Origin of the sequence: Microvirga sp. 2YAF29 (assembly GCF_052114605.1) — a bacterium.
GTDB lineage: Bacteria > Pseudomonadota > Alphaproteobacteria > Rhizobiales > Beijerinckiaceae > Microvirga.
In genome coordinates, this window is the sequence record NZ_JBFRFB010000011.1 from 39,447 (window position 1) to 61,635 (window position 22,189).

General features: G+C 63.0%; 21 protein-coding genes and 1 tRNA gene. 8 read left to right on the top strand and 14 right to left on the bottom strand.

Annotated features, from left to right (window positions below; all coding sequences use genetic code 11):
- Positions 1-39 precede the first annotated feature (39 nt).
- The 5 genes from AB4Y85_RS14805 to AB4Y85_RS14825 all read right to left on the bottom strand — a co-directional run bounded on the left by AB4Y85_RS14805 (position 40) and on the right by AB4Y85_RS14825 (position 7,387).
- Positions 40-1,773, bottom strand: coding sequence for an NAD+ synthase (locus AB4Y85_RS14805; protein WP_441985784.1), 1,734 nt, complete (start codon positions 1,771-1,773; stop codon positions 40-42).
- 328 nt (positions 1,774-2,101) lie between these two features.
- Entirely contained in the window at positions 2,102-3,487 is a 1,386-nt protein-coding gene (locus AB4Y85_RS14810; RefSeq protein ID WP_441985675.1) for a class II 3-deoxy-7-phosphoheptulonate synthase, read from the bottom strand.
- A 151-nt stretch (positions 3,488-3,638) separates the two neighbouring features.
- Positions 3,639-4,688 (bottom strand): GSU2403 family nucleotidyltransferase fold protein, encoded by a 1,050-nt coding sequence (locus AB4Y85_RS14815; RefSeq protein WP_441985676.1) that lies wholly within the window; start codon positions 4,686-4,688, stop codon positions 3,639-3,641.
- A 141-nt stretch (positions 4,689-4,829) separates the two neighbouring features.
- Positions 4,830-6,215, bottom strand: a complete 1,386-nt coding sequence (gor, locus tag AB4Y85_RS14820) for a glutathione-disulfide reductase (protein ID WP_441985785.1) — start codon at positions 6,213-6,215, stop codon at positions 4,830-4,832.
- The gene (locus tag AB4Y85_RS14825; RefSeq protein WP_441985677.1) at positions 6,215-7,387 is read right to left on the bottom strand and encodes an O-antigen ligase family protein; all 1,173 of its coding nucleotides are present in this window, start codon (positions 7,385-7,387) and stop codon (positions 6,215-6,217) included. The genes gor and AB4Y85_RS14825 overlap by 1 nt, the downstream gene beginning before the upstream one ends.
- Before the next feature lie 225 nt (positions 7,388-7,612).
- On the opposite strand from AB4Y85_RS14825, the gene AB4Y85_RS14830 reads away from it, so the two are divergent.
- The 3 genes from AB4Y85_RS14830 (at position 7,613) to AB4Y85_RS14840 (ending at position 10,637) form a co-directional block, all read left to right on the top strand.
- Positions 7,613-8,584, top strand: coding sequence for a Bug family tripartite tricarboxylate transporter substrate binding protein (locus tag AB4Y85_RS14830; RefSeq protein WP_441985678.1), 972 nt, complete (start codon positions 7,613-7,615; stop codon positions 8,582-8,584).
- Between the two features lie 68 nt (positions 8,585-8,652).
- Positions 8,653-9,126: a tripartite tricarboxylate transporter TctB family protein gene (locus tag AB4Y85_RS14835; RefSeq protein WP_441985679.1), complete on the top strand. Its 474-nt coding sequence runs from the start codon at positions 8,653-8,655 to the stop codon at positions 9,124-9,126.
- 11 nt (positions 9,127-9,137) lie between these two features.
- Positions 9,138-10,637 carry a tripartite tricarboxylate transporter permease gene (locus AB4Y85_RS14840; protein ID WP_441985680.1) on the top strand — a complete coding sequence of 500 codons (1,500 nt, stop codon included), beginning with the start codon at positions 9,138-9,140 and terminating at the stop codon, positions 10,635-10,637.
- A gap of 232 nt (positions 10,638-10,869) precedes the next feature.
- Here AB4Y85_RS14840 and AB4Y85_RS14845 read toward each other — a convergent pair whose 3' ends face one another.
- The 4 genes from AB4Y85_RS14845 to AB4Y85_RS14860 form a co-directional block, all read right to left on the bottom strand.
- Entirely contained in the window at positions 10,870-11,190 is a 321-nt protein-coding gene (locus AB4Y85_RS14845) for a DUF2853 family protein (RefSeq protein ID WP_441985681.1), read from the bottom strand.
- A 138-nt stretch (positions 11,191-11,328) separates the two neighbouring features.
- Entirely contained in the window at positions 11,329-11,835 is a 507-nt protein-coding gene (locus tag AB4Y85_RS14850; RefSeq protein ID WP_441985682.1) for a DUF2059 domain-containing protein, read from the bottom strand.
- Positions 11,836-11,983: 148 nt separating this feature from the next.
- Positions 11,984-12,679, bottom strand: a complete 696-nt coding sequence (gene rpiA / locus AB4Y85_RS14855; protein WP_441985683.1) for a ribose-5-phosphate isomerase RpiA — start codon at positions 12,677-12,679, stop codon at positions 11,984-11,986.
- Between the two features lie 121 nt (positions 12,680-12,800).
- A complete protein-coding gene (locus AB4Y85_RS14860) occupies positions 12,801-13,253 on the bottom strand; it encodes a hypothetical protein (RefSeq protein WP_441985684.1) in 453 nt (150 codons plus the stop codon).
- A 90-nt stretch (positions 13,254-13,343) separates the two neighbouring features.
- Here AB4Y85_RS14860 and AB4Y85_RS14865 point away from each other — a divergent pair, with 90 nt between their 5' ends.
- Positions 13,344-14,045: an HAD family hydrolase gene (locus AB4Y85_RS14865; RefSeq protein WP_441985685.1), complete on the top strand. Its 702-nt coding sequence runs from the start codon at positions 13,344-13,346 to the stop codon at positions 14,043-14,045.
- A 71-nt stretch (positions 14,046-14,116) separates the two neighbouring features.
- On the opposite strand, the gene AB4Y85_RS14870 is transcribed toward AB4Y85_RS14865, so the two are convergent.
- A tRNA-Val gene (locus AB4Y85_RS14870) sits at positions 14,117-14,191 on the bottom strand.
- 249 nt (positions 14,192-14,440) lie between these two features.
- On the opposite strand from AB4Y85_RS14870, the gene AB4Y85_RS14875 reads away from it, so the two are divergent.
- Positions 14,441-15,025 (top strand): L,D-transpeptidase, encoded by a 585-nt coding sequence (locus AB4Y85_RS14875; RefSeq protein WP_441985686.1) that lies wholly within the window; start codon positions 14,441-14,443, stop codon positions 15,023-15,025.
- A 228-nt stretch (positions 15,026-15,253) separates the two neighbouring features.
- Here the strand turns inward: AB4Y85_RS14875 and AB4Y85_RS14880 are convergent, their stop codons facing one another.
- Entirely contained in the window at positions 15,254-15,637 is a 384-nt protein-coding gene (locus AB4Y85_RS14880) for a gamma-butyrobetaine hydroxylase-like domain-containing protein (RefSeq protein ID WP_441985687.1), read from the bottom strand.
- Between the two features lie 99 nt (positions 15,638-15,736).
- Between AB4Y85_RS14880 and moaA the strand changes: the two genes are divergently transcribed.
- From moaA to AB4Y85_RS14895, 3 genes are all read left to right on the top strand, one after another.
- Positions 15,737-16,774: a GTP 3',8-cyclase MoaA gene (moaA, locus tag AB4Y85_RS14885; RefSeq protein ID WP_441985688.1), complete on the top strand. Its 1,038-nt coding sequence runs from the start codon at positions 15,737-15,739 to the stop codon at positions 16,772-16,774.
- Positions 16,775-16,871: 97 nt separating this feature from the next.
- Positions 16,872-17,675 (top strand): transporter substrate-binding domain-containing protein, encoded by an 804-nt coding sequence (locus AB4Y85_RS14890; protein ID WP_441985689.1) that lies wholly within the window; start codon positions 16,872-16,874, stop codon positions 17,673-17,675.
- 60 nt (positions 17,676-17,735) lie between these two features.
- Positions 17,736-18,602, top strand: a complete 867-nt coding sequence (locus AB4Y85_RS14895) for an NAD(P)-dependent oxidoreductase (RefSeq protein ID WP_441985690.1) — start codon at positions 17,736-17,738, stop codon at positions 18,600-18,602.
- An 81-nt stretch (positions 18,603-18,683) separates the two neighbouring features.
- Here AB4Y85_RS14895 and AB4Y85_RS14900 read toward each other — a convergent pair whose 3' ends face one another.
- From AB4Y85_RS14900 to AB4Y85_RS14910, 3 genes are all read right to left on the bottom strand, one after another.
- Positions 18,684-20,987 carry a caspase family protein gene (locus tag AB4Y85_RS14900; protein ID WP_441985691.1) on the bottom strand — a complete coding sequence of 768 codons (2,304 nt, stop codon included), beginning with the start codon at positions 20,985-20,987 and terminating at the stop codon, positions 18,684-18,686.
- A gap of 111 nt (positions 20,988-21,098) precedes the next feature.
- A complete protein-coding gene (locus tag AB4Y85_RS14905; RefSeq protein WP_441985692.1) occupies positions 21,099-21,302 on the bottom strand; it encodes a hypothetical protein in 204 nt (67 codons plus the stop codon).
- Positions 21,303-21,313: 11 nt separating this feature from the next.
- Entirely contained in the window at positions 21,314-22,105 is a 792-nt protein-coding gene (locus tag AB4Y85_RS14910; RefSeq protein ID WP_441985693.1) for an enoyl-CoA hydratase-related protein, read from the bottom strand.
- Between the last annotated feature and the right edge of the window lie 84 nt (positions 22,106-22,189).

A 22,189-nucleotide genomic window follows, 5' to 3' on the forward strand; every position in this document is an offset into this window, starting at 1 on the left:
GGGAGCGCGGCGGCGCAAGGGGCCGCCCGCAGGGAAAGGTCAAACATCCAGCGAGCCGACACGCGGCTTGCCGATGGCGCGCTCCAGGGCTTCGTCCTTTTTGTGAGCCACCAGCCCCTGGTCGCGGAAGCGGTTGACAATGGGGTAACGACGGTCGCGGCCGAAATTCTTGCGGGTGACCTTCACGCCGGGCGCCGATTGGCGGCGCTTGTATTCGGCGATGTAGAGCAGCCGCTCGACTTTCTTCACCACCTCCAGGTCGTAGCCCTTAGCCACGATCTCCGATACGCGCAGTTCCTGCTCCACGAGGCCGCGCAGGATCTCGTCGAGATCCTCGTAAGGCGGTAGGGAATCCTGGTCTTTCTGGTTCTCGCGCAGCTCGGCGGTGGGCGCCTTGGTGAGGATGTTCTCGGGGATCACGATGCCGTCCGGCCCCTTAGCACCGTTGGGCTTCCAGCGATTGCGGAGCGCGGACAGGGAAAAGACCTCCATCTTGTAGAGGTCCTTGATCGGATTGAAGCCGCCGTTCATATCGCCGTAGATCGTGGCATAGCCCACCGACATTTCGGACTTGTTGCCGGTGGTCAGAACCATGGCGCCGAACTTGTTCGAGATCGCCATGAGGATGGTGCCGCGCGCTCGGCTCTGGAGGTTCTCCTCCGTGATGTCGCGCTCTCTCCCCTGGAAGATGGGCTGGAGCGCCGCCTCGAAGCCCTCCACGGGCTCGGCAATAGGCAGGATGTCGTAGCGCACGCCGAGCGCCTTGGCGCAATCCTCCGCATCCTTCAGGGACTCGCCCGAGGTGTAACGGTAAGGCAGCATCACGCAATGGACCCGACCGGCGCCCAGCGCATCCACCGCCATGGCGGCGCAGATTGCGGAATCGATGCCGCCGGAGAGGCCGAGCACCACACCGGGGAAACGGTTCTTCTCCACGTAGTCGCGAAGGCCGAGCACACAGGCCGCGTAATCGGCCTCCCTGCCCTCCTCGACTTCCACGAGCGGAGCTTCGCGACAGGCCCAACCGTTCTCGTCTTTTTCCCAGACGGTGAGGACGATGGCCTCCTCGAAGGCCGGGAGCTGGCCGGCCAGCGAGCAATCGGCATTGAGGATGAAGGACGCGCCGTCGAAGACCAGCTCGTCCTGGCCGCCGACCTGGTTGAGATAAACCAGCGGCAGGCCGCTCTCGGTCACGCGGGCGGTGGCGATGTTGAAGCGCTCATCGGTCTTGCCGCGATGATAGGGCGAGCCGTTGGGGACGAGGAGGATTTCCGCGCCGGTCTCGGCCAAGCACTCCACCACATCCCCGCCCCAGATATCCTCGCAGATCGGCACGCCGATGCGGATGCCGCGGAAGTTCACGGGGCCAGGCAAAGGACCGGCATCGAAATTACGCTTCTCATCGAACACGTCGTAATTCGGCAGATCGACCTTGTAGCGCACGGTGATCGTGCCCTGATCGAGCAGTGCATAGGCGTTGTAGAGTTCGTCGCCGTCGCGCCATGGCAGGCCGATCAGCATGCCGGGGCCGCCATCCGCCGTCTCGCGCGCCAGGCGTTCGAGAGCGGCGCGGCAGACATCCTGGAAGGCGGGCTTGAGCACAAGGTCCTCGGCGGGATAAGCCGCGAGGAACTGCTCCGGAAACATAATGATATCGGCACCGAGGCGGGCAGCCTCCGCGCGGGCGTCGCGAGCCTTCTGCTCGTTGCCGGCCACGTCGCCGACGATGGGGTTGAGCTGCGCGAGAGCGATCTTGAGCGTGTTCTGAACCATGACACCTGCGGATTTAGCGCGCCACGCGTTGCGCAGCAATGAGTCCGGCACGCTTTCCCCTATCCCTTCGGCGCAGAGAATCACCGATTTTTACAAGCTCAAGCTTTGTTGGAACCCGCAATAGTTCAGTTCGTTATCAGAACACGAAATATACGGGAGACTGACATGTTTAAAGGTGGCCTGCTTTGGCTTATCGGCATTCCGCTGCCGATCATTCTCATTCTCTTCTTCATGGGCTGGCTGAGCTAAGCCCGAACACGAGTAGAGTTGCGTATGCGTAAAGAAAAGGGGCGCCTGGGGGCGCCCCTTTTCTTTAATTTGCTATTTTTTATTCAGCGGCGAGTGCAGCGGGACGTTCCCTTGACTGGCGCTCGCGCTTGATCAGCTCCGAGGTCAGGAAGGCGATTTCCAGCGCCTGCTCCGCGTTGAGGCGCGGGTCGCAATAGGTGTGGTAGCGGTCCGAGAGGTCGGCATCGGTGAGCGCGCGGGCACCGCCGGTGCATTCCGTCACGTTCTTGCCGGTCATCTCCAGGTGGATGCCGCCCGCATGCGTGCCTTCCGCCTGATGGATCGCGAAGAAGTCCCGCACCTCACCCATCACGCGCTCGAACGGACGGGTCTTGTAGCCCGATGCCGCCTTGATCGTGTTGCCGTGCATGGGATCGCAGGACCACACCACAGTGCGGCCTTCCTTCTGCACCGCGCGGATCAGGCCCGGCAGGTGATCGGCCACCTTGTCCGCGCCGAAGCGGCAGATCAGGGTGAGGCGGCCGGCCTCGTCCTCGGGGTTGAGGGTGTCGATGAGCTTCAGGAGCCCACCGGCCGAGAGCGACGGGCCGCATTTGAGGCCGATCGGGTTCTTGATGCCGCGCATGTATTCCACATGGGCATGGTCCGTCTGGCGGGTACGGTCGCCGATCCAGACCATGTGTCCGGAAGTGGCGTACCAGTCGCCGGTCGTGGAATCGACGCGGGTCAGGGCCTCTTCGTAGCCAAGCAGCAGGGCCTCGTGGCTCGTGTAGAAATCCGTCGAGCGCATCTCGGGATGCGTCTCGGGATCGATGCCGATAGCCCGCATGAAGTTCAGGCTCTCGGTGATGCGCTCGGCAAGCTCGGTGTAGCGCGAGGATTGCGGCGAATCCTTCACGAAGCCCAGCATCCAGCGATGCGCGTTCTCAAGGTTCGCGTAGCCGCCGGTGGCGAAGGCGCGGATCAGGTTGAGCGTCGCGGCAGACTGGCGATAGGCCATGAGCTGACGGCGCGGATCCGGCATGCGTGCTTCAGGCGTGAAGGCGATGTCGCTGATGATGTCGCCGCGGTAGCTCGGAAGCTCCACGCCGTCGATAATCTCGGTGCTCGACGAGCGCGGCTTGGCGAATTGGCCGGCCACGCGGCCGATTTTCACCACGGGCGAGCCGCCCGCATAGGTGAGGACCACGGCCATCTGCAGGAACAGGCGGAAAAAATCGCGGATGTTGTCGGCGGAATGCTCGGCGAAGCTCTCGGCGCAATCGCCGCCCTGGAGCAGGAAAGCCTCGCCCTTGGCCACTTTCGCCAGATCGCGCTTAAGCTTCCTCGCCTCGCCTGCAAAAACGAGCGGAGGAAAGCCTGCGAGCTGCTGCTCCACGCCTTCAAGTGCCTCAACGTCCGGATAGGCTGGAACCTGCTGGATCGGCTTATCTCTCCAGCTATTGGGCGTCCACCGCTCACTCATGACACTTACCCCCGTGTCCTTCCTTGAATCTTCGTCGATCCCCGCAATAAGCGGCACGAACGGGCACCTATACACGACATAATCAAAAAGGCGAGTGCGGAGAGGCCGCGACTCATAGGCAGCCTTCTCGTCGGGCACTCATAGATATACCTTAAAAGGTATACGTGTCCTCGGTTTCACCGACATCAAATAATCCTGCAGCCTGCTCGAACAGCTCCTTCGGCAGCATCCGCAGTTCAGCGCTGTCGTACGGCAGATGGATCAGATACCGCGCAACCATCTGAGCAACGACCTCCGCCTGCGCGGCATCGCGACACCGTTTCGTAGGCTCCCGGTCAGGGTTTCGCGACAGCCACAGCTTGTGAGCGGCAAAGACCCGTGGATCGCTCGCGACAATCCGTAATGGCCCGCCTTTCTCATCAATCGCGACAGTCTCAAACGGCGGGGCGCTTTCATGCCATGACAATCCATGGATCGGCACGGCAGAAAGCTCATCCTCAGCCTCGCCGATCTGCTCCCGTTCATTGAGCCAGGGGGGATCGCGCTGTGGCCTGATCAGGTCCACGAGATAGCCCTCGTCATTGACCGCACGAAAAGTCTGACTTGTCCTTGCGAAGGATTTGTCAACCTTGCGGAGCAGGTTGATCAAAGTGGGCTCAGAGGCCTCATCCCTCAACACCATGCGCAGCGACATCCTGGCATCGAGCAGCAAGTCGATGTCGAGGGTGGCCGTAATATCTGGGTTCACCATCACCCCTGCCGCAGCCTCATAGGCATAGATGGCATTTGTGCCGACGATGCGGATGCCGTTTCCCAGAAGACCGGCGTCATCGATAGCCCGAATGATCCGCGCCCCGGTCATCGGGACACGCCCAAGCTTAACCGCGCGATTGATGGCGGCCTGCCGCGCCATAACCTCCCGCAGGGACTTGAAGCGCTCCGTCGCTTCCTGGCGTGCTTTATCCCAAGAGGCCTTCAGCTTTTCCGTCTCAGTATTGCGCCGACCTTCGGACCTTTGGCGGCGATTTCCGGAAGCGTCATAATAGCTTCGAACCAAGTATCGTTCGCCCTTGACTTCCTGCCAGACGAGTGAACCGCGGTAACTCTCGGTCCGCTCTTTAGCATCGCACCAGGACAAGTAGCGCTGAATGGAATTAACCTTTTCGCGCCGCTGATCGCCGTTAAACTCCTGAAACAGCATCGTTTCAACACTTTCGTTCTTAGCTAATAGAAACTGTTGAAACAAACCATAGGCATTAAACGAGACTATTTCAACACTTCAAAGTCAATTGCCGTCAAAGTGTTGAAACAATCTAGATTCTCTACTTAGGCGAGTGTACCGCTATCCCACCGCCACCGGCTTCTTGACCACGACCGGCGAGCGCATGGTCACCAGCTCCTCCGCCGCCGTCGGATGGACGGCCACGGTTCGGTCGAAATCGGCCTTGGTGGCGCCCATGGTGACGGCGATGCCGGCGAGCTGGATCATCTCGCCCGCGTCATGGCCCATGATGTGGACGCCGCGGACCTTGTCGGTGGCCTTTTCCACGATGAGCTTCATGAGAACCCGCTCGGACCCGCCGGAGATCGTGGCCTTCATGGGACGGAAGGCGGTGCGATAGACGTCGATCTCGCCATAGATCGTCCGAGCCGCATCCTCACCGTAGCCGATGACGCCGATCTCAGGGGTCGAGAATACCGCCGTCGGGATCAGCTCGTGATCAACGATAGTGGGCTTGCCCCCGAAGACCGTGTCGGCGAAGGCATGGCCTTCGCGGATGGCGATGGGGGTGAGGTTCGCCCGGTTCGTCACATCGCCGACGGCATAGATCGAGGGCGTGAGGGTTTGGGAATAGGCATCCACGGGAATGGCGCCTACCTCGTCCACGGCAATGCCGGCCTTATCGAGCCCAAGGCCTTTCGTATTCGGCCGCCGTCCGGTCGCGACAAGCACCTGATCCACATGCACCACGGAGCCGTCCGACAGGGTGGCCGCGATGCCGTCAGCCGTTTTGTCGAGGCGGGTCAGGGTCCGCGACAGGGCGAGATCGATGCCGCGCTGAGCATAGGCTTCGCCGAGCGCCACGCGGATGTCGTCGTCGAAACCGCGCAGGAGCTTGTCGCCCCTGTGGACCAGGGTGACCTTGCTGCCGAGGCCTGCGAAGACACCTGCGAATTCCACTGCGATGTAGCCGCCGCCGACCACCATGATGCGCTCGGGCAGTTTCTCCAGATGGAACACCTCGTTCGAGGTGATGCCGAGTTCGCCGCCGGAAATCGGCGGGTCCATGGTGGGGTGAGCACCCACGGCCACGAGGATGGTGCGCGCCCGGATGCGGGCGCCGGTCTTCAGCAGATGAACCGTATGCGGATCCTCGATCACCGCGCGGCTGTCGACGATCTCGACACCGGCCTTTTCGAGGTTGGTCCGGTAGATGCCCTCCAGCCGGTCGATTTCCTTGTCCTTGTTGCGGATCAGGGTCGCCCAGTCGAACTTGACCTCACCCAGGGTCCAGCCGAAGCCTGCCGCATCGTGGAAATCATCAGTGAAGCGGCTGGCATAGACCATCAGCTTCTTGGGCACGCAACCTCGGATGACGCAGGTGCCGCCGACACGGTATTCCTCAGCGATCATGACCTTCGCGCCGTATCCGGCCGCGATGCGGGCCGCGCGCACGCCGCCCGAGCCGCCGCCAATGACGAAAAGGTCTACATCGAACTGGGACATCATCGGCTCTCCGTTTGGAATCTGGCTGCGGCGAGCGTCCAGATCATGGCCGCGCCGAGGGATGCCGCCCACCATCCCTGCCAGGCCCCGTGTCCGACGAGAGCGACCGGCGCCGCCCCGGCGATGATCCCCAGCGATGCACTGCGGACCAGGTGAGGATGACGGGCAACTGCCCGTAATGTGAGGAAAACGACGGCCAGCGCAAGGACCGCACCCACGGCGCCAAGCTCAACCCAGATCTGCAAAGCGGCATTATGCGGATGCCCGATGGCGAGCATTTTCCGCTCCTTGCGCGGGACTTTCGAGGCCACTGTCGTTTCCGCCATCTTCGGGCTGACGCCAAATCCGCCGCCCAGGATCGGGTCTTCCCGGACGGCAGAGCCGAAGCTGCTCCACAGGGCCACCCGCTCCTTGGAATGCCCGGTCGCGATCTTCTTGTGCATTTCGGGCGTGATCACCTGGCTTGAGATCTGCCCGATCAGCGGGGAGACCGCCATGGCGATCATGAAGGCAAGAGCGGCCAGAATGCAGGTCATACGCGGAAAAAACCAAGCAAGCGGGAAGGCAAGGCAGACGATGATAAGCCCCAGCGCCGCCGCATCGCTTTCCGAGCGCATCGCCGTGAAACCCAAGAGCGCTGTCAGACCCAGCGCGTAGAGCAAGCCCCGGCGGCTGGAGCCGAGAAGCCAGGCGACCAGGGGCGGCGTCATCATCAGCAAGGTCAGGATGGGACGGTTGAAGATGAAGGGATCTGAGCGCGCGCCGGCCCAGGCTCGAAGGGAGCGATGGGTCGCGAGTTCCAGGGCAATGTCGAGGCAGGACACCACGTAAACGGCCGTGAGAACCAGGAACATGCGCCGCGTCAGACGTGGCGCGAGGGTGAGGCCCAGGACAAGAGTGGCCCCAATGGGCACCCAGAACTCGCCGAACGAGCGCAGTGAGACGAGCTTGAATTCACTCCAGGAGATCGAAACGGCGCACCAGAGGAAGAAGATGAGCGCGGCGAGCCCGATGGGGGATGTCATGGCCGAAACGATATCCCGCCAGAGGGGACGCGCTCTCCCCTCGATGCCCGTGGCCGCTAACGCGAAGATCGCGCTCAGCACGATAAGGGTCGCGCTGGAGCGGTTAGCGATCACCATCCCCGCCGGAATCAGAGCCAGCGTAACCATGGATGCATGCCACAACCCTTCGGCATAACGGGCGTGCCGGCCGGTCACGATTGAGGCAGAGGAGGACATGTAAGAATACACTCGCCGTTAGAATCTAACATTGGCTCTTACGCGAAGGTTGAACAGGGATAAACAATCCATATGCTTGCCCCTGGAGAAATCCCCCATTACGGTTTTTCGCCCGACGCTCCGACGTAACGGAAGTGTCCATGGAGGAAATAGACTATGAGGCAATATCGGAAAAGCCTTTGGCGCGGCGCCCTCGCAGCGGCAGCCGTGGCAGGCTTTGTGACGTCTGCCGCCGCTCAGATGGAACTGAAGATCATGGCCCCCGCCGCCCCCGGCGGCGGCTGGGACCAGACGGCGCGCTCGATGCAGCAGGCGCTGACCCAGTCCGGCCTCGCGAAAGGCATCCAGGTCGTCAACGTTCCCGGCGCGGGCGGTTCCATCGGCATCACCCAGCTCGTCAACAATTCCAAGGGCGACGGCAATCAGCTCATGGTCATGGGCTACGTGATGGTGGGCGCTCTGCTGACCAACAAATCGCCCATCACCCTGGACCAGACGACCCCCATCGCCCGCCTGACTGCGGAATATGAGGCCATCGTCGTGCCTGCCGATTCCCCGATCAAGACCGCCAAGGACCTTGCCGCGGCTATCAAGGCCGACCCGGCCAAGGTGACCTGGGCAGGCGGCTCGGCCGGTGGCGTGGACCACATCGCGGCCGCTCTCTTCGCCAAGGCGGCAGGCGCCGACCCGACGAAGATCAACTACATCCCGTTCTCGGGCGGCGGCGAAGCCCTCGCGGCCATCCTCGGCGGCAAGGTGACGGCCGGCATTTCCGGCTACGGCGAATTCGAAAGCCAGATCAAGGCCGGCAAGCTTCGCCTCATCGGCCTGACGACCCCTGCCGACAAGGCTACCGCCGACCAGCCCTCCATCAAGGCACAGGGCGTCGATCTCGAAATTGCCAACTGGCGCGCGGTCGTAGCCCCTCCGGGCATCTCCGCCGACCAGAAGAAGGCGCTCACCGACGTCATGGACAAGATGGCGAAGTCGAAGGAATGGCAGGAAATTCTGAAGGCCAAGGGCTGGGAGGATTCTTACGTCTCCGGCGATGCCTTCGCGAAGATTCTCGCCGACGAGCAGGTCCGTACGAAGGACGTTCTCACCGCCGTGGGTCTGGTGAAGTCTTAATTTTCCAGATAAATGCGATCGGAAGCGCCGCGTTCTCGGAGCGCGGCGCTTCTTTTTTGGGATCATTCATGAGCACATCTCAACAGCGGCGCGTCGACGTAGCTGGCCTCGTCATCGCCCTTATTCTTCTCGTCCTGGCAGGTCTGGTTTGGTGGGACATGACCTCACTTCAGATCCTCTCCCCCTACGATCTCGGCCCGAAGGTCATGCCAATCATCGTCTCGATCTGCCTAGGCCTCCTCGCCATCGGCAACGGCATCGGTGCGCTTCGCGGCGATCTGCCGGCTCGTGACCGGCTGGACTGGGCTCCTATCGTCCTGATCCTCGGCGGTCTCGCCGCGCTGATCGCCCTCATCGTGCTAGGCGGCGGCTTCATGATCGGCACTGCCATCCTGTTCGCCACGACCTCGGCCGCCTTCGGCCGCAAGGCCTTCCTGACGGACCTCCTCATCGGAGCCGTGCTCGCCGTCCTGATCTACCTGCTTTTCGCGAAGCTCCTGACCCTGTCCCTGCCGGCAGGGCCGCTCGAAAAACTGCTCTGAGGCCGACTGACATGGAAGCTTTCGTATCGCTGGCCCACGGTTTGACCGTCGCCATCCAGCCGATGAACCTGCTCTTCGCCCTCATCGGCGTTCTTCTCGGCACAGCCGTCGGCGTGCTTCCAGGCATCGGCCCCGCGCTGACCGTGGCGCTGCTCCTTCCGATCACCTTCAAGCTCGATCCCGCCGGATCGATCATCATGTTCGCAGGCATCTATTACGGCGGCATGTATGGCGGATCGACCACCGCGATCCTCATCAACACGCCCGGCGAAAGCGCTTCCATGGCGACCGCGCTCGAAGGCAACAAGATGGCCAAGGCCGGACGCGGCGGCCCGGCGCTGGCCACATCGGCCATCGGCTCCTTCGTGGCGGGCACCTTCGCGACCCTGGGCCTGACTTTCCTCGCGCCCTATCTCGTGGACATCGCCGTCAGCTTTGGCCCCGAGGACTACTTCGCCCTCATGTGCGTTGCCTTCGTGACCGTCTCGGCCACCTTCGGCGACTCGCCCGTGCGCGGGCTCACCAGCCTCCTCATAGGCCTGCTGCTCGGCCTTGTGGGCATCGACATCCTGTCCGGACAGTCGCGCCTGAGCTTCGGCGTTCCGGAATTCTACGACGGCGTCGAGGTCACGACCCTCGCGGTCGGTCTCTTCGCGGTGGGCGAAGCGCTCTATGTCGCCTCACGCCGCCATGTACATGAGGAAAAGCTCGAGGCCGTCCGGGGCTCGCTCTGGATGACCAAGGAAGACTGGAAGCGCTCCTGGAAGCCATGGCTGCGCGGCACGCTCTTCGGCTTCCCCATCGGCGCCCTGCCCGCGGGCGGCGCGGAAATCCCGACCTTCTTGTCCTACTCGACCGAGAAGCGCCTGACCAAGTATCCGGAAGAGTTCGGCCATGGCGCGATCGAAGGAGTCGCGGGTCCTGAAGCGGCGAACAATGCATCGGCAGCAGGCACTCTCGTGCCCCTGTTGACGCTGGGGCTTCCGACTTCAGCCACAGCGGCGATGATGCTGGCCGGTTTCCAGCAATACGGCCTGAACCCCGGCCCTCTGCTCTTCGCGGAGAAGCCGGATCTGGTGTGGGGTCTCATCGCCAGCCTGTTTATCGCCAACACCATGCTGCTGGTGCTGAACCTGCCTCTGGTCGGCCTGTGGGTGCGGCTGCTGTCGATTCCGCAGCCCTGGCTCTATGCGGGCATCATGGTCTTCGCGACCATGGGCACCATCGCGGCGAACCCCTCGCCGGTGGAACTCATGATGCTCGCCGGCTTCGGCGTGCTCGGGTTCCTGATGCGGCGTTTCGACTTCCCGATCGCGCCTGTGGTCGTGGGGCTCATCCTGGGTCCGGTGGCGGAAAGCCAGCTGCGCCGGGCACTGGCGATCAGCCTCGGCGATCCGATGGTGCTGCTGCAGAGCCCGATCTCGGCCACGCTCCTCACCATCGCCCTCATCGCCCTCGTCCTTCCCTTCGTGATGAAGGGGATGGGCAAGTTCAAGGCGACCGAGGATTAAGGCGCTCCACGGTAATGAATGAGAAGGGCCGGCTCCATTTTGAGCCGGCCCTTTTCCATATGTCAGCACAGTTCTGAAAGGCGAAGATCGGGGTGACACCCTCTCCGTCATGGCCGGGCTTATCCCGGCCATCCCGATCCGGAGTGTGCGCCGCCTCAATGAAGCGAGATCACCGGCGCAAGGCCGGTGATGACGTGGGAGGTTCGTAAGTGCTTGCTCAACCGAGCTCGCACTACCCAAAAGCCGACAGTTTCCCGAACTGCTCGGCGAGCAGGTAGTAAACGGTGACCCGGTTCTTGGTCCGGTCGCTCTTCAGCCTCTCTCCGACGGCGGCGATCGCCTTGTCCAACTCGGCGTCGGAGACCGTTAGGCCGAGCTTCTTTTTCAGGAAATTGTCGCGCACCGTGACCAGCTCGCCCCGGTCGGAGAAGGAGACCAGCGCCGAATCCCGGTTATGAAGCGCGATCCCTAAATATCGCACGATGCCCGCGATGGCTTTGTCGTCGGCATTCGGGGCATATTTCTTGACGTCAACAGCCCAGTCCTCGCTCATAGCCTCCTCCTTGAAGATCCTCTCGGCAAGGGTATCAAGGGAAAGGCTAAGGCCGCGCCTTATCGCGACAAGAGCGATACTCCCAAAGAAAAAGCCCGGCGAACCGGGCTTGATCCTTCAGGCGATGCTTGAAGCCGATCAGTTAAGCTGATGACCGAGCTTGCTCATTTCCTCGCGGGCGCGGGTCATGATGAACTCCGAGGTGCGCTGCGACCAGATGGAGAGGTCGCGGACCACGTCGTCCAGAACGCCCGGCTGGATCTGCACGTATTTCTGACCGACAGCGGACTTGTAGAAGGCAGCAACCTCCTTCAGCTCGGCTTCGGTCATGCGGGTCGCGAAGATGCGCGCCGTGCTGTCGATCATTTCCTGCTTTTTAGCCTCCACCTCGGGGCGGATGATGTCCGCGACCTTGGCGAGATCGGAGGTGATCTCGGGGCGGGTCACATTCATCTGCTGCAGGCGGTTGAGCAGCGGGCCGGTCATAGCATCGAACGCACCGGTCATGCCGGAGCTGACGGCGACCTCGCGGGCGACGGCCAGATGGCTGGCGCTCGGCTGAGCCGGCTGCTGGGCGAAGACGGGGCTTGCAAGCATGAACAGCGCAACGGAGGTCACGGCCATGCGGGAAACGGAACGGATCATAGAAGTAGCTCCAATCGTGAAGGCTTTAGAGCATCGTACAGAAAAGTAGAATCCGGTTTTCCGGCCATACGATGCTCCCGTTTTTACAAGGAAGCAGCAGATTTATCCCAAAAGTGCAGGTCCACTTTTGGGTCTGATGCTTTCGGTCTTAAAGATGACCGAGTTCGACAAGCCCCTCCCCGGTCGCGAGGATCGCGCCGGAGGCGAGGCCGATAAAGAGACCATGCTCAACGACACCGGGGATGTTGTTGAGCGTCGAGGCGAGCACGTTCGGCTTCTCGATGCGGTCCAGATGGGCATCGAGGATGAAGTGACCGCCATCGGTGACGTAGGGAGCGCCATCCCCAGCCATGCGCAGGCGCAGCTCGCCGGTCATGCTGAGGCTGTCCAGAAGCTTGACGATGGCACGCTCCGTAGCGGTGAGGCCGAAGGGCACGACCTCGATGGGCAGCGGGAATTTGCCGAGCTTCGAGACCCGCTTGGACCCATCCACAATGACCACCATGCGGGCGCTGGCAGACGCGACGATCTTCTCGCGCAGCAGCGCCCCGCCGCCGCCCTTGATCAGGCGCAGATCGTCGTCGAGCTCATCGGCGCCGTCCACGGTCAGGTCGAGTTCCGGCATCTCGTCCAGGGTCGCCAGGGGAATGCCCTCGCGCTGAGCCTGCACCCGCGTCGCCTCCGATGTCGGCACGCCGACAACCTTCAGCCCGCTCCGCACGCGCTCGCCGATGACGGTCACGAAATGGGCCGCCGTCGAGCCAGTGCCGAGCCCCAGCCGCATGCCGTCGGTAACGAGTTCGGCGGCCCGCTCAGCCGCCGCGCGCTTGAGATTGTCGCTCACTGAGGACCTCTGCAATGTCGCCCCGCTGCCGGGACCAGACGGCCCGCCTCTAGCACGCGAGACTGTTGAAAAGAAAGATGATTTCATCACTGCCAGGGCAATGACGTAACGGCAATAAGACTTAGGGACGCTGCGGCGAGGCACCCGTGCCGGGGCTGACGCTGGGCGTGGAGGCCGAGGGAGCCATGCTGTTGGCCGCTGGGGAAGGTCTCGTCTGAGGGGTACAGACCACACGCTCGTCGAAAACGTAGCAGATGCTCATTTCGCCTGTGCGGAAATTGACCCGGAAGACGCCGCCTTCCCGTTCGTGCCGGGAGGCCACCAAGCCATATTCTCCGGGGATTTGCGCGCCTGCGCCTTCGCCGGCGCTGAAGCAGAGCGTCACCCCAATTGTGCCTTCCTGTAGTCCATACTGACAGGAACTGACCTCGCCTGTGATCCGATCGATCCTATAAATCCTATTAAGATCGGTCTGGGGTGCGGGCACGAAATCATAGGAAGCCGCCAGGGCGCCCCCCGGCAGGCCCAAACTCAGGACCATCGACACGAACGCCGCGGAACCAAAGAACCGCATTCATCACTCCATACGGTAAGAACGAATCAACTAACCGCACCATATCATCCCCGCGATTGATTCCCTTGCTTCAGCAGGTAACCGACCTTCATGGCCATTCACACAAAGCAAATCGCCTCGCCCATCGCCGTCTTCGATCTCGATGGCACCCTGGCCGACACGGCGGGCGACCTCGTGGGGACCCTGAACGCCATTCTTCGTCAGGAAGGCCTCGCGCCCCTGCCCCTTGCCCAGGCCCGCGACATGATCGGCGCAGGAGCCAAGGCGCTGCTCCAGCGCGGCTTCGAAGCTGCCGGCAAAGAACTGACTCCGGCCCATCTCGACGAGCTGTTCAAGCAATTCATGGTGCATTACGGGGAGAATATCTGTGTCGAGACGTCTCTGTTTCCCGGCGTCGTGGCGGCCCTCGACCGCCTGGAGGCCGCGGGCTTCGTCCTCGCCGTATGCACAAATAAGATGGAGGAGCACTCCATCAAGGTGCTCGATGAACTCGGCATCGGCCATCGTTTCGCGGCCAATTGCGGACGCGATACCTTCCCCTATTTCAAGCCCGACCCGCGCCATCTGATGCTGACCATCGAGCGCGCCGGCGGCGATCCGCGCCGGGCCATCATGGTGGGCGATTCCCGGACCGATATCGTGACCGCGCAGAATGCAGGCATTCCGGCCATCGCGGTGCCGTTCGGCTACACGGACGTGCCGGTGCAGGAACTCGGGCCTGATGTGGTGATCGACCATTTCGACAAGCTGTTCGGCGCGGTCGAAGCGCTCATGAAGCCGCTCGCGGCATAAGCCGCACAGAACGGCTCACGCATTCGCCGATCGCGAACACGATATTGTGAAGCTTGTCTGTCAGGAAGGAATGGTGGGCGCGACAGGGATTGAACCTGTGACCCTTCGCGTGTGAAGCGAATGCTCTCCCGCTGAGCTACGCGCCCTGACAAGGGCCTTCTAAAGGCCTCTCGCCCTCTCCGTCAAGCGGAAGAAACCGGTTCGGCCTCAAGATTTTCATAAAACCGAGATGTGGCGCCTTGGCTTTAACCTCTCAGTTACGAAGCGGCGAAAACGTGGCATGTCTGCACTAGGATAATGGTGCAAAACCCTGATAAGCACTGGATCCGAAACGCAGCAATAAGCGTTTAGCACTCGCACACCCTCTCATCAAACGTGTTCATTTCGAGGCCATTATGGGACGCACGCGCGCTACCCTCACAGGACTTGCCTGTGCCTTCGTCGCTCTTGCGACTCCGGCTGCGGCATTTACCGCAATCGATCCCCTCACCCGCCAGCCCCTTTACAGCGCTGAAGAGCAGTTGAAGGCGCAGGCTTCCCCTGTCCAGCGCCAAGTCGTCACCTATACGGGCCGACATGCTCCCGGCACCATCGTCGTGTCCACGAGCGAGCGTCGCCTGTGGCTCGTGCTCGGCAACGGCCAGGCCGTCCAGTACGGCGTCGGCGTGGGCCGTCCCGGCTTTACGTGGGGTGGTTCGCACTCCGTCACCATGAAACGCGAGTGGCCGGATTGGCGTCCGCCGGCAGAGATGCTCAAGCGCCGCCCCGACCTGCCGCGTTACATGAAGGGCGGCCCCGACAACCCGCTCGGCGCCCGCGCTCTTTACATCGGCAGTACCATCTACCGCATCCACGGTTCCAACGAACCGGAGACCATCGGCGAGGCCGTCTCATCCGGCTGCATCCGCATGACCAACGAGGACGTGACCGACCTCTACAGCCGCGCCAAGGTCGGCGCGCGCGTGATCGTCCAGCGCTGAATCAGAAGCGCATTCATACCTGCAATACGTCATGGCCGGGCTTGTCCCGGCCATTGTCGTTTGAGATGCACGCATCCACACCACAGCCGTCATCACCGGCCTTGTGCCGGTGATCCCGACATTGTTGAGCGCCGCGCTTTTCGCATCGGGATGGCCGGGACAAGCCCGGCCATGGCGGAAAGGGAAGCGCTTTGTCCGGCAATCGTTAAGTCTGAATACAGGACGCCCCTACCTCAACCGCTCCCGCGACAATCCCTTCGCGGCCAGCTCATCGAGATAGGCCTGCCACTTCTCCTCGTATCCGGCTCCGAGTTCATAGAGATATTTCCATCCATAGATCCCGGTGTCGTGCAGGTCGTCGAAGACGAGCTTCACGGCATAATTGCCGACCGGCTCCACGCCGACGATCTCGACATCCCGCTTTCCGGCAATCGTCTTGCGCTCAGCCGGACTGTGTCCCTGGACTTCCGCCGAAGGGCTCGTCACGCGCAGATATTCTGCCGCTAAGTCGAAAGCGGCCCCATCATCGAAGGCGATCCGCAGGCTGCGCCTGTCTTTCGCCAGTCGGATTTCGGTGGGCCAGCGCTCGTCTGTCTGGGAACTGGAGGTCATGAATTTGGATATCTCACACGGCTTGTGGTTTAACTCGAACCATCGGCTCCTAGGTTAAAGCAAACCTTGGCCCACAGCACCCACGGGGACAGATATTTCATGCGGGGATCGACAACCCAGATCGACCAGCCCTTTTCCGGCAAGGCTCTTCTGGACCCTTTCGCCCGCGCGATCACCTATCTTCGCGTCTCGGTGACAGATCGCTGCGATTTCCGCTGCGTCTACTGCATGTCGGAGAACATGGCCTTCCTGCCCAAGCGCGATCTGTTGAGCCTGGAAGAGCTGGACCGCATCTGCTCGGCCTTCGTCGGCATGGGCGTGCGCAAGCTGCGCATCACCGGCGGCGAGCCCCTGGTGCGACGGGACATCATGACCCTGTTCCGCTCCCTCTCCCGCCATCTCGATTCCGGCGCCCTCGACGAACTGACCGTCACCACCAACGGGTCGCAGCTCGCAAAGCATGCGGCCGACCTCGCGGCCTGCGGCGTGAAGCGGGTGAATGTGTCCATCGATACGCTCGACCCGGACAAGTTCCGCCAAATCACCCGCTGGGGCGATCTGTCCAAGGTGATGCAGGGGCTCGATGCGGCACAAAACGCGGGCCTCAAGATCAAACTCAATGCGGTCGCCCTCAAAGGCGTGAACAAGGATGAGATCGAGCACCTGATGACATGGTCTCACGGGCGCGGCATGGATCTCACCTTGATCGAGGTGATGCCCCTCGGCGAGATCGAGGAGCAGCGCATTGACCAGTATCTGCCGCTCTCGCTGGTACGGGCACGGCTCGGCGCGCGCTATACGCTGGAAGATCTGGATGAGCGCACCGGCGGCCCCGCCCGCTATGTGCGCGTGAAGGAGACCGGAGGGCGGCTCGGCTTCATCACGCCGATGACGCACAATTTCTGCGAAAGCTGCAACCGAGTTCGCCTCACATGCACGGGGCAGCTCTACATGTGCCTGGGGCAGGAGGACGCCGCCGATCTGCGCGCGCCCGTTCGCGCCTCCGCCGACAATGCTCTTCTGGAGCAGGCCATCGTGGATGCCATCGCACGAAAGCCCAAAGGCCACGACTTCATCATCGACCGTCGGCATGCCCGTCCGGCAGTCGCCCGGCACATGAGCATGACCGGCGGCTGAAGGCTGCGGCGCTGTCGCCGCAACGGCATCCAAGACTTTCAATTGACTATAAAAATCGTTCGATGAATATCAGCCTGATCACTCAGGCTGAAGAACAGTGAACGCGTTTCAATCGGGCCGAAAGCTCGCACTCCTCGCAGGTCTTGCCATCGCCCTCGGGCTCGGTGGGGCGTCGGCCCAGAATGCGGAGCCTGTCGCCAAGCCCACGATCCGCATCGCCATGGAAGGCGCCTACCCGCCTTTCAATTTCACCGACCCGTCGAGCAATGAATTACAGGGCTTCGAGGTCGATCTCCTGAAGAGCGTATGCGAGGCGATGGAAGCCGAATGCTTGCTGGTGCAGCATGAATGGGACGGCATCATCCGGGGCCTGATCAACCGTGAATACGATGCGGTCATGTCCTCGCTCGAGATCACGGAGAAGCGGCAGAAGCGCATCGCCTTTTCCCACCCGTATTACCGCATCCCCGCCGTGTTCATCGCCTCCAAGGAGACACCCGCCGGAGAGGTGACGCCCAAGGCTCTTGCGGGCAAGCGGATCGGCACCACCGAGCGCAGCGATCACGAGGCCTATCTCAAGGAGCATTACAAGGAATCCGAGATCGTGCTCTACGCCAAGGCGGACGAAGCCAATCTCGATCTGCTTGTCGGGCGCATCGATGCGGTGTTCGGCGACGAACTCTTCCTCTCGAAATTCCTGCTGACCCGCGAGGGCGATTGCTGCCACGTGATGGGCGATGCGCCAATTGAACCCGCCTATCGCCGAGAATCCTACGGCATCGGCCTTCGGAAAGAGGACGAGAACCTGCGCGAGCGCTTCAACCGCGCCATCGCCCAGGTGAAGGCCGACGGCACCTATGACCAGCTGCGCGCCAAATATTTTTCCTTCGACATCAAATAGAGTCGTTTGACCCCCGCCCGCCCTGTTTCTAGAAACGGATAGAGCAAACGGGAGCAATCGATGGCGAAGGTAGCATTCTTGGGTTTGGGCGTGATGGGCTATCCCATGGCGCGGCATCTGGCGGCCAAGGGCCATGAGGTCACGGTCTACAACCGCACCGCCGCCAAGGCCGAACGCTGGGTCTCGGAGAAAGGCGGCAAGGTCGCCAAGACGCCGCGCGAGGCGGCTGAAGGTCAGGAGATCGTGTTTGCCTGCGTTGGCAATGACGACGACCTGCGCCAGGTCACCATCGGTGAGGACGGCGCCTTCCACGGCATGGCTAAGGACACCATCTTCGTCGATCACACCACTGCTTCCGCCGAGGTCGCCCGCGAGCTCTATGCCGCCGCAAAGGACAAGGGCTTTGCCTTCATCGACGCCCCCGTATCGGGCGGTCAGGCAGGGGCAGAGAACGGCGTGCTCACCGTCATGTGCGGCGGCGATGCCGAGCCCTATGCCAAGGCCGAGCCCGTCATCATGAGCTTTGCCCGCGCCTGCCGGCTGATGGGCGGCACGGGTGCGGGCCAGCTGACCAAGATGATCAACCAGATCTGCATTGCGGGCGTGGTGCAGGGCCTGGCGGAGGGCATCCATTTCGGCCAGAAGGCGGGGCTCGACATCGAGGCGGTGCTGGACGTGATCTCGAAGGGGGCTGCCGGCTCGTGGCAGATGGAGAACCGGGGCAAGACCATGAACCAGGGCAAGTTCGATTTCGGCTTTGCGGTGGACTGGATGCGCAAGGACCTGGCGATCGTGCTGGCGGAAGCGCGCAAGAGCGGGGCAAGCCTGCCAGTGACGGCATTGATCGATCAGTTTTATGCGGACGTGCAGAAGATGGGCGGCCGCCGCTGGGATACGTCGAGCCTCATCGCAAGACTCGAGAAGTAAGACTCGGCACCCTTTGAGCCAACCTACAATCCCCAAAAGACAAAAGCGCCGGAGTTTCACACTCCGGCGCTTTCGTTTTGGTTATCGCTGCTCGTTGGCGCAGGGGCGGCCCGGGCGGCAATCGGGGCGCTGACCCTCACGGCTCGGCCTGGGCGCTTGCGGCCTTATGGCCGGCGCGGGAGCAGGCGCAGGGCGAGCCGCCGGAGGTGCGGGCTGGCGCATCATGGGCGGAGGTGCGGGCCTCTCCATCCGGGGTGCGGGACGGGCGTCGAACTCGCGCCCGGGGCGCGGTGCGATCTCGCGCTGCTGCGGCGCCTGCCTTATCTGAGGCGCAGGCTGAGCCGGACGAGGCGCCTCGAAGCGGGGAGCCGCACGACCCTCATCGACACCGGGCCGCATCGGACGCGGAGCGGGCCGATTCTCGTCAGCCGAGGGACGCCCGGGACGTGGTGCAGGGCGGCTTTCCTCCACGGATGGGCGCATGGGACGCGGCGAGGGACGGCTCTCGTCCATCGAAGGACGACCGGGACGCGGCATGGGCTGCCCTTCATCCACGCCCGGACGCTGCGGTCGGGGTGCGGGGCGGTTCTCGTCGGCGGAAGGGCGAGGACGGGCGACCGGCGCCTCATTGCCCTGCGGCTGGATGGCGGACGGCCGAGCAGGCTGCGGAAGGCCCGGCGCGACGCCTGGAGCGGGCGCGACGGGGCTCGGACGGGCAGGCGCTGCGGGCTGGATGTCGCTGCGACCCGGACGCGCTGCACCGCCATCGGCCGCGAGCGGGATCGGGCGCGGCAGGCGCGGCTGGGTCGGAGCCTGCGGCACGGGCGCACCGGGACGAACGCCTGGGCGCGCTTCCGGTGGACGGGCCACGACCGGGATCGGCTGCGGCGTCCCCACGAGGCCCGGCTGACGCGGAATCCGCGGCTCGGGACGCTCGCCACGCGGAGGACGCGGAGCGCCGGGACGATCCATCAGAACCGGAGGACGCGCGACCGGGATGGCCACCATGCCGCGCGGCGTGATGGGCGCGATTGGCTGGTAATACTCACGCGGCGGACGGGCGTAGCGTGGCACTGGGAACGGCGCCGGAATCGGCAGCACGCCCACCAGGATCGGCGGCGGAGGCGGCTCGCGGATGATCTCGACGAATTCCACGTCCTCCTCGTAATCCGGCAGCAGATAGACCGGGGGACGTGGCGGAGGCGGAGCATCGCGGATGATCGTCACCACCTCGACGACCTCGATTCTCTCCACCATCGGGAGCGGAGGCGGAAGGTCGTCGTAAACCACTTCCTCGAAGACCTGCGGCGGCGCGATCGGCGCCGAGAGCCGCGCGAGACGGCGGCGGCTGTCGGCTGCATGTGGGCCTTTGGGATAGCTGCGCAAATAGGTCCAGTAGGCCTCGCTGGTGTTGCGGTTCAATGTGCGGCGCCAGACGATGGCCTCGCGGCGGGCGGCCAGAAGCGCCGAGACGCGCTTGGCGAGCGGATGATCCGGATAGCGGCGCAGGAAGGCCTGATAATCCTGGATCGTGTCGCGCTCAACAGCGATGCTGTAGGCCTCTTCCGCCGGCACGTCCTCGATGCGGCGCACCTCGCGCACCAGGGGCGCTGCGGCGGATTCGTTGGGCTCGAAGAAAACGAAGGTCGTGTTGCCGAGGTTCAAAGCGTCCCAGGGCGTCTGCACGCCCTTGGTGGCCTCATGGGTGCGCAGGCGGACGCGGTTGAAGACCTCATCCACCGGCACGCCGGGCTGGCGCATCATCTCGGCGAGAGCGGTGACATAGGCGCCGTAAGGCCCCTGCCCGTCCGGCGCGGTAATGTTCGGCGCGGAGGAGAACGCCATCAGGAAGCCGGCAGGCGGCTCCATCAACGCAAGACCGCGGGCGATGGGCTCGCCGCCGGGCGGGAACGGATAATCGCGCCCCATATCGCCGATGATGATGCGGGTCTGAGCGGGCGCCTGCTGGAGCGAGCGGACCAGATCGGAGAGCCGGAAGCCCTCTATCGGCACATCGGCATCGCGCTGGATTCGGGCATCGACCGGCAGCAGGTAATTCTCGCCTTCGAGCTGCACGCCGTAGCCCGACAGATAGACTACGATTGCGGAGTCCTTCTCGAGCTCCTGTGCCTTGTCGAGGAAGTCGCGCACCACGCGGCGCAGATCCGTCGCATTGAGGTCGCGGCCCTGGATCACCTCGAAGCCTGCGCTGGTGAGCGTCTGCGCGATCAGGCCCGCATCGTTGGCGGCAGTCGCAAGAGGGTTTCGCTCATAAGCGCTCTGCCCCACCACGAGGGCAAGACGCTGCTGTTGAGCGGAAGCAAAAGACGTCGATCCGGCAATCGTTGCCAGAACGAAAGCCGCAAAAACGATAGCACGTTTCACTTGGTACACGATCAGCGAACCTGTTTTGGCCCTGAATGCGGGCATTGAAGAACAAGGCTTAAGTTGAACGACTTGAACGCCCCGTGAACAAAGCGGAACCTTCCGCTTTCCTCAGCGCCGTGTCACGGCGAGATAGACGACGAAAGCGCCGATCCCCAGCGCCAGCAGCATGATCACCATCTCGCGGGTTTCGCCCGTGAAGGCCACGCTTCGGGACACGTCCGACATCCGCGCCGCGTATTCGGGATTGCTGGACATGATCAACCCGATCACGACGGCCAGGGTGACGAGGATGAGAATCCCGTAACGTCCCATAGGTGCTCTCCTCAGTGGCCTTCGAAGCGCGGGGCGCGCTTCTCGCGGAAGGCGGTGACGCCCTCCATGAAATCATGACTGAACCCAGCCTCTCGCTGATATTGCGCCTCCAGGTCAAGCTGCGCTTCGAGACTGTTGGACAGGCTCTGCGCCACGGCCTGCTTCGTCAGGCGGTGAGCCAGGCCGGGGCCTTGAGCGATTCTCGCGGCAAAAGCTGCGACGTCGACGGGGAAGGATTCGTCGTCGAAAACCCTGTAGATAAGCCCCATCCCTTGAGCCTCCTCCGCCGGGATCGGATCGGCGGTGAGCATGAGCGCGAGCGCCTGCTTCGGGCCGACGAGGCGCGGCAGGATCCATGTGCCGCCGGCATCGGGCACCAGCGCGATCTTGGAGAATGCCTCCTGCAGATAAGCCGAGCGGGCCGCGAGCACGATATCGCAGGCAAGCGCAATGTTCATGGACGCGCCGACGGCGGGCCCGTTCAGCGCCGCGACCGTGATCTTGGAATAATTGGCGAGCTTGAGGATGAGAGGATTGTAGTCCCGGGCCAGAGGCGGGCCGAGATCGATTCGGCCTTGGTCGTCACGCGGCAGGTTCTCGGTAAGGTCCTGACCGGAGGAGAAGGCGCGCCCCTCTCCTGTCAGCACCACCATGCGCACCGCCTCGTCCCGCTCGCAGGCATCGAGCGTTTCGCGCAATTCGGCATGCATGGTGGCGTTGAGCGCGTTCAGCTTGTCGGGGCGCGCTAGGGTGATCGTCGCAACCGGACCGTCGATGGTGCAGCGCAGGGTCGTCAGGCTCATGCCTCAAGCTCCTTATCGTCGAGCTTGAACATAGGGCGGACTCGTCCCGCAAGCACGGGCAAAAGTCTCATCCGGCCTCGTGAA

Coding starts and splice junctions, on each gene's coding strand:
- AB4Y85_RS14905 (WP_441985692.1), bottom strand. CDS start 21,302: ATGGGACGTTACGGGATTCTCATCCTCGTCACCCTGGCCGTCGTGATC.
- AB4Y85_RS14850 (WP_441985682.1), bottom strand. CDS start 11,835: ATGATCCGTTCCGTTTCCCGCATGGCCGTGACCTCCGTTGCGCTGTTC.
- AB4Y85_RS14830 (WP_441985678.1), top strand. CDS start 7,613: ATGAGGCAATATCGGAAAAGCCTTTGGCGCGGCGCCCTCGCAGCGGCA.
- AB4Y85_RS14895 (WP_441985690.1), top strand. CDS start 17,736: ATGGCGAAGGTAGCATTCTTGGGTTTGGGCGTGATGGGCTATCCCATG.
- AB4Y85_RS14815 (WP_441985676.1), bottom strand. CDS start 4,688: ATGCTGTTTCAGGAGTTTAACGGCGATCAGCGGCGCGAAAAGGTTAAT.
- AB4Y85_RS14875 (WP_441985686.1), top strand. CDS start 14,441: ATGGGACGCACGCGCGCTACCCTCACAGGACTTGCCTGTGCCTTCGTC.
- AB4Y85_RS14835 (WP_441985679.1), top strand. CDS start 8,653: ATGAGCACATCTCAACAGCGGCGCGTCGACGTAGCTGGCCTCGTCATC.
- AB4Y85_RS14825 (WP_441985677.1), bottom strand. CDS start 7,387: ATGGTTACGCTGGCTCTGATTCCGGCGGGGATGGTGATCGCTAACCGC.
- AB4Y85_RS14910 (WP_441985693.1), bottom strand. CDS start 22,105: ATGAGCCTGACGACCCTGCGCTGCACCATCGACGGTCCGGTTGCGACG.
- AB4Y85_RS14805 (WP_441985784.1), bottom strand. CDS start 1,773: ATGGTTCAGAACACGCTCAAGATCGCTCTCGCGCAGCTCAACCCCATC.
- AB4Y85_RS14810 (WP_441985675.1), bottom strand. CDS start 3,487: ATGAGTGAGCGGTGGACGCCCAATAGCTGGAGAGATAAGCCGATCCAG.
- moaA (WP_441985688.1), top strand. CDS start 15,737: ATGCGGGGATCGACAACCCAGATCGACCAGCCCTTTTCCGGCAAGGCT.
- AB4Y85_RS14880 (WP_441985687.1), bottom strand. CDS start 15,637: ATGACCTCCAGTTCCCAGACAGACGAGCGCTGGCCCACCGAAATCCGA.
- AB4Y85_RS14840 (WP_441985680.1), top strand. CDS start 9,138: ATGGAAGCTTTCGTATCGCTGGCCCACGGTTTGACCGTCGCCATCCAG.
- AB4Y85_RS14845 (WP_441985681.1), bottom strand. CDS start 11,190: ATGAGCGAGGACTGGGCTGTTGACGTCAAGAAATATGCCCCGAATGCC.
- AB4Y85_RS14860 (WP_441985684.1), bottom strand. CDS start 13,253: ATGCGGTTCTTTGGTTCCGCGGCGTTCGTGTCGATGGTCCTGAGTTTG.
- gor (WP_441985785.1), bottom strand. CDS start 6,215: ATGTCCCAGTTCGATGTAGACCTTTTCGTCATTGGCGGCGGCTCGGGC.
- AB4Y85_RS14865 (WP_441985685.1), top strand. CDS start 13,344: ATGGCCATTCACACAAAGCAAATCGCCTCGCCCATCGCCGTCTTCGAT.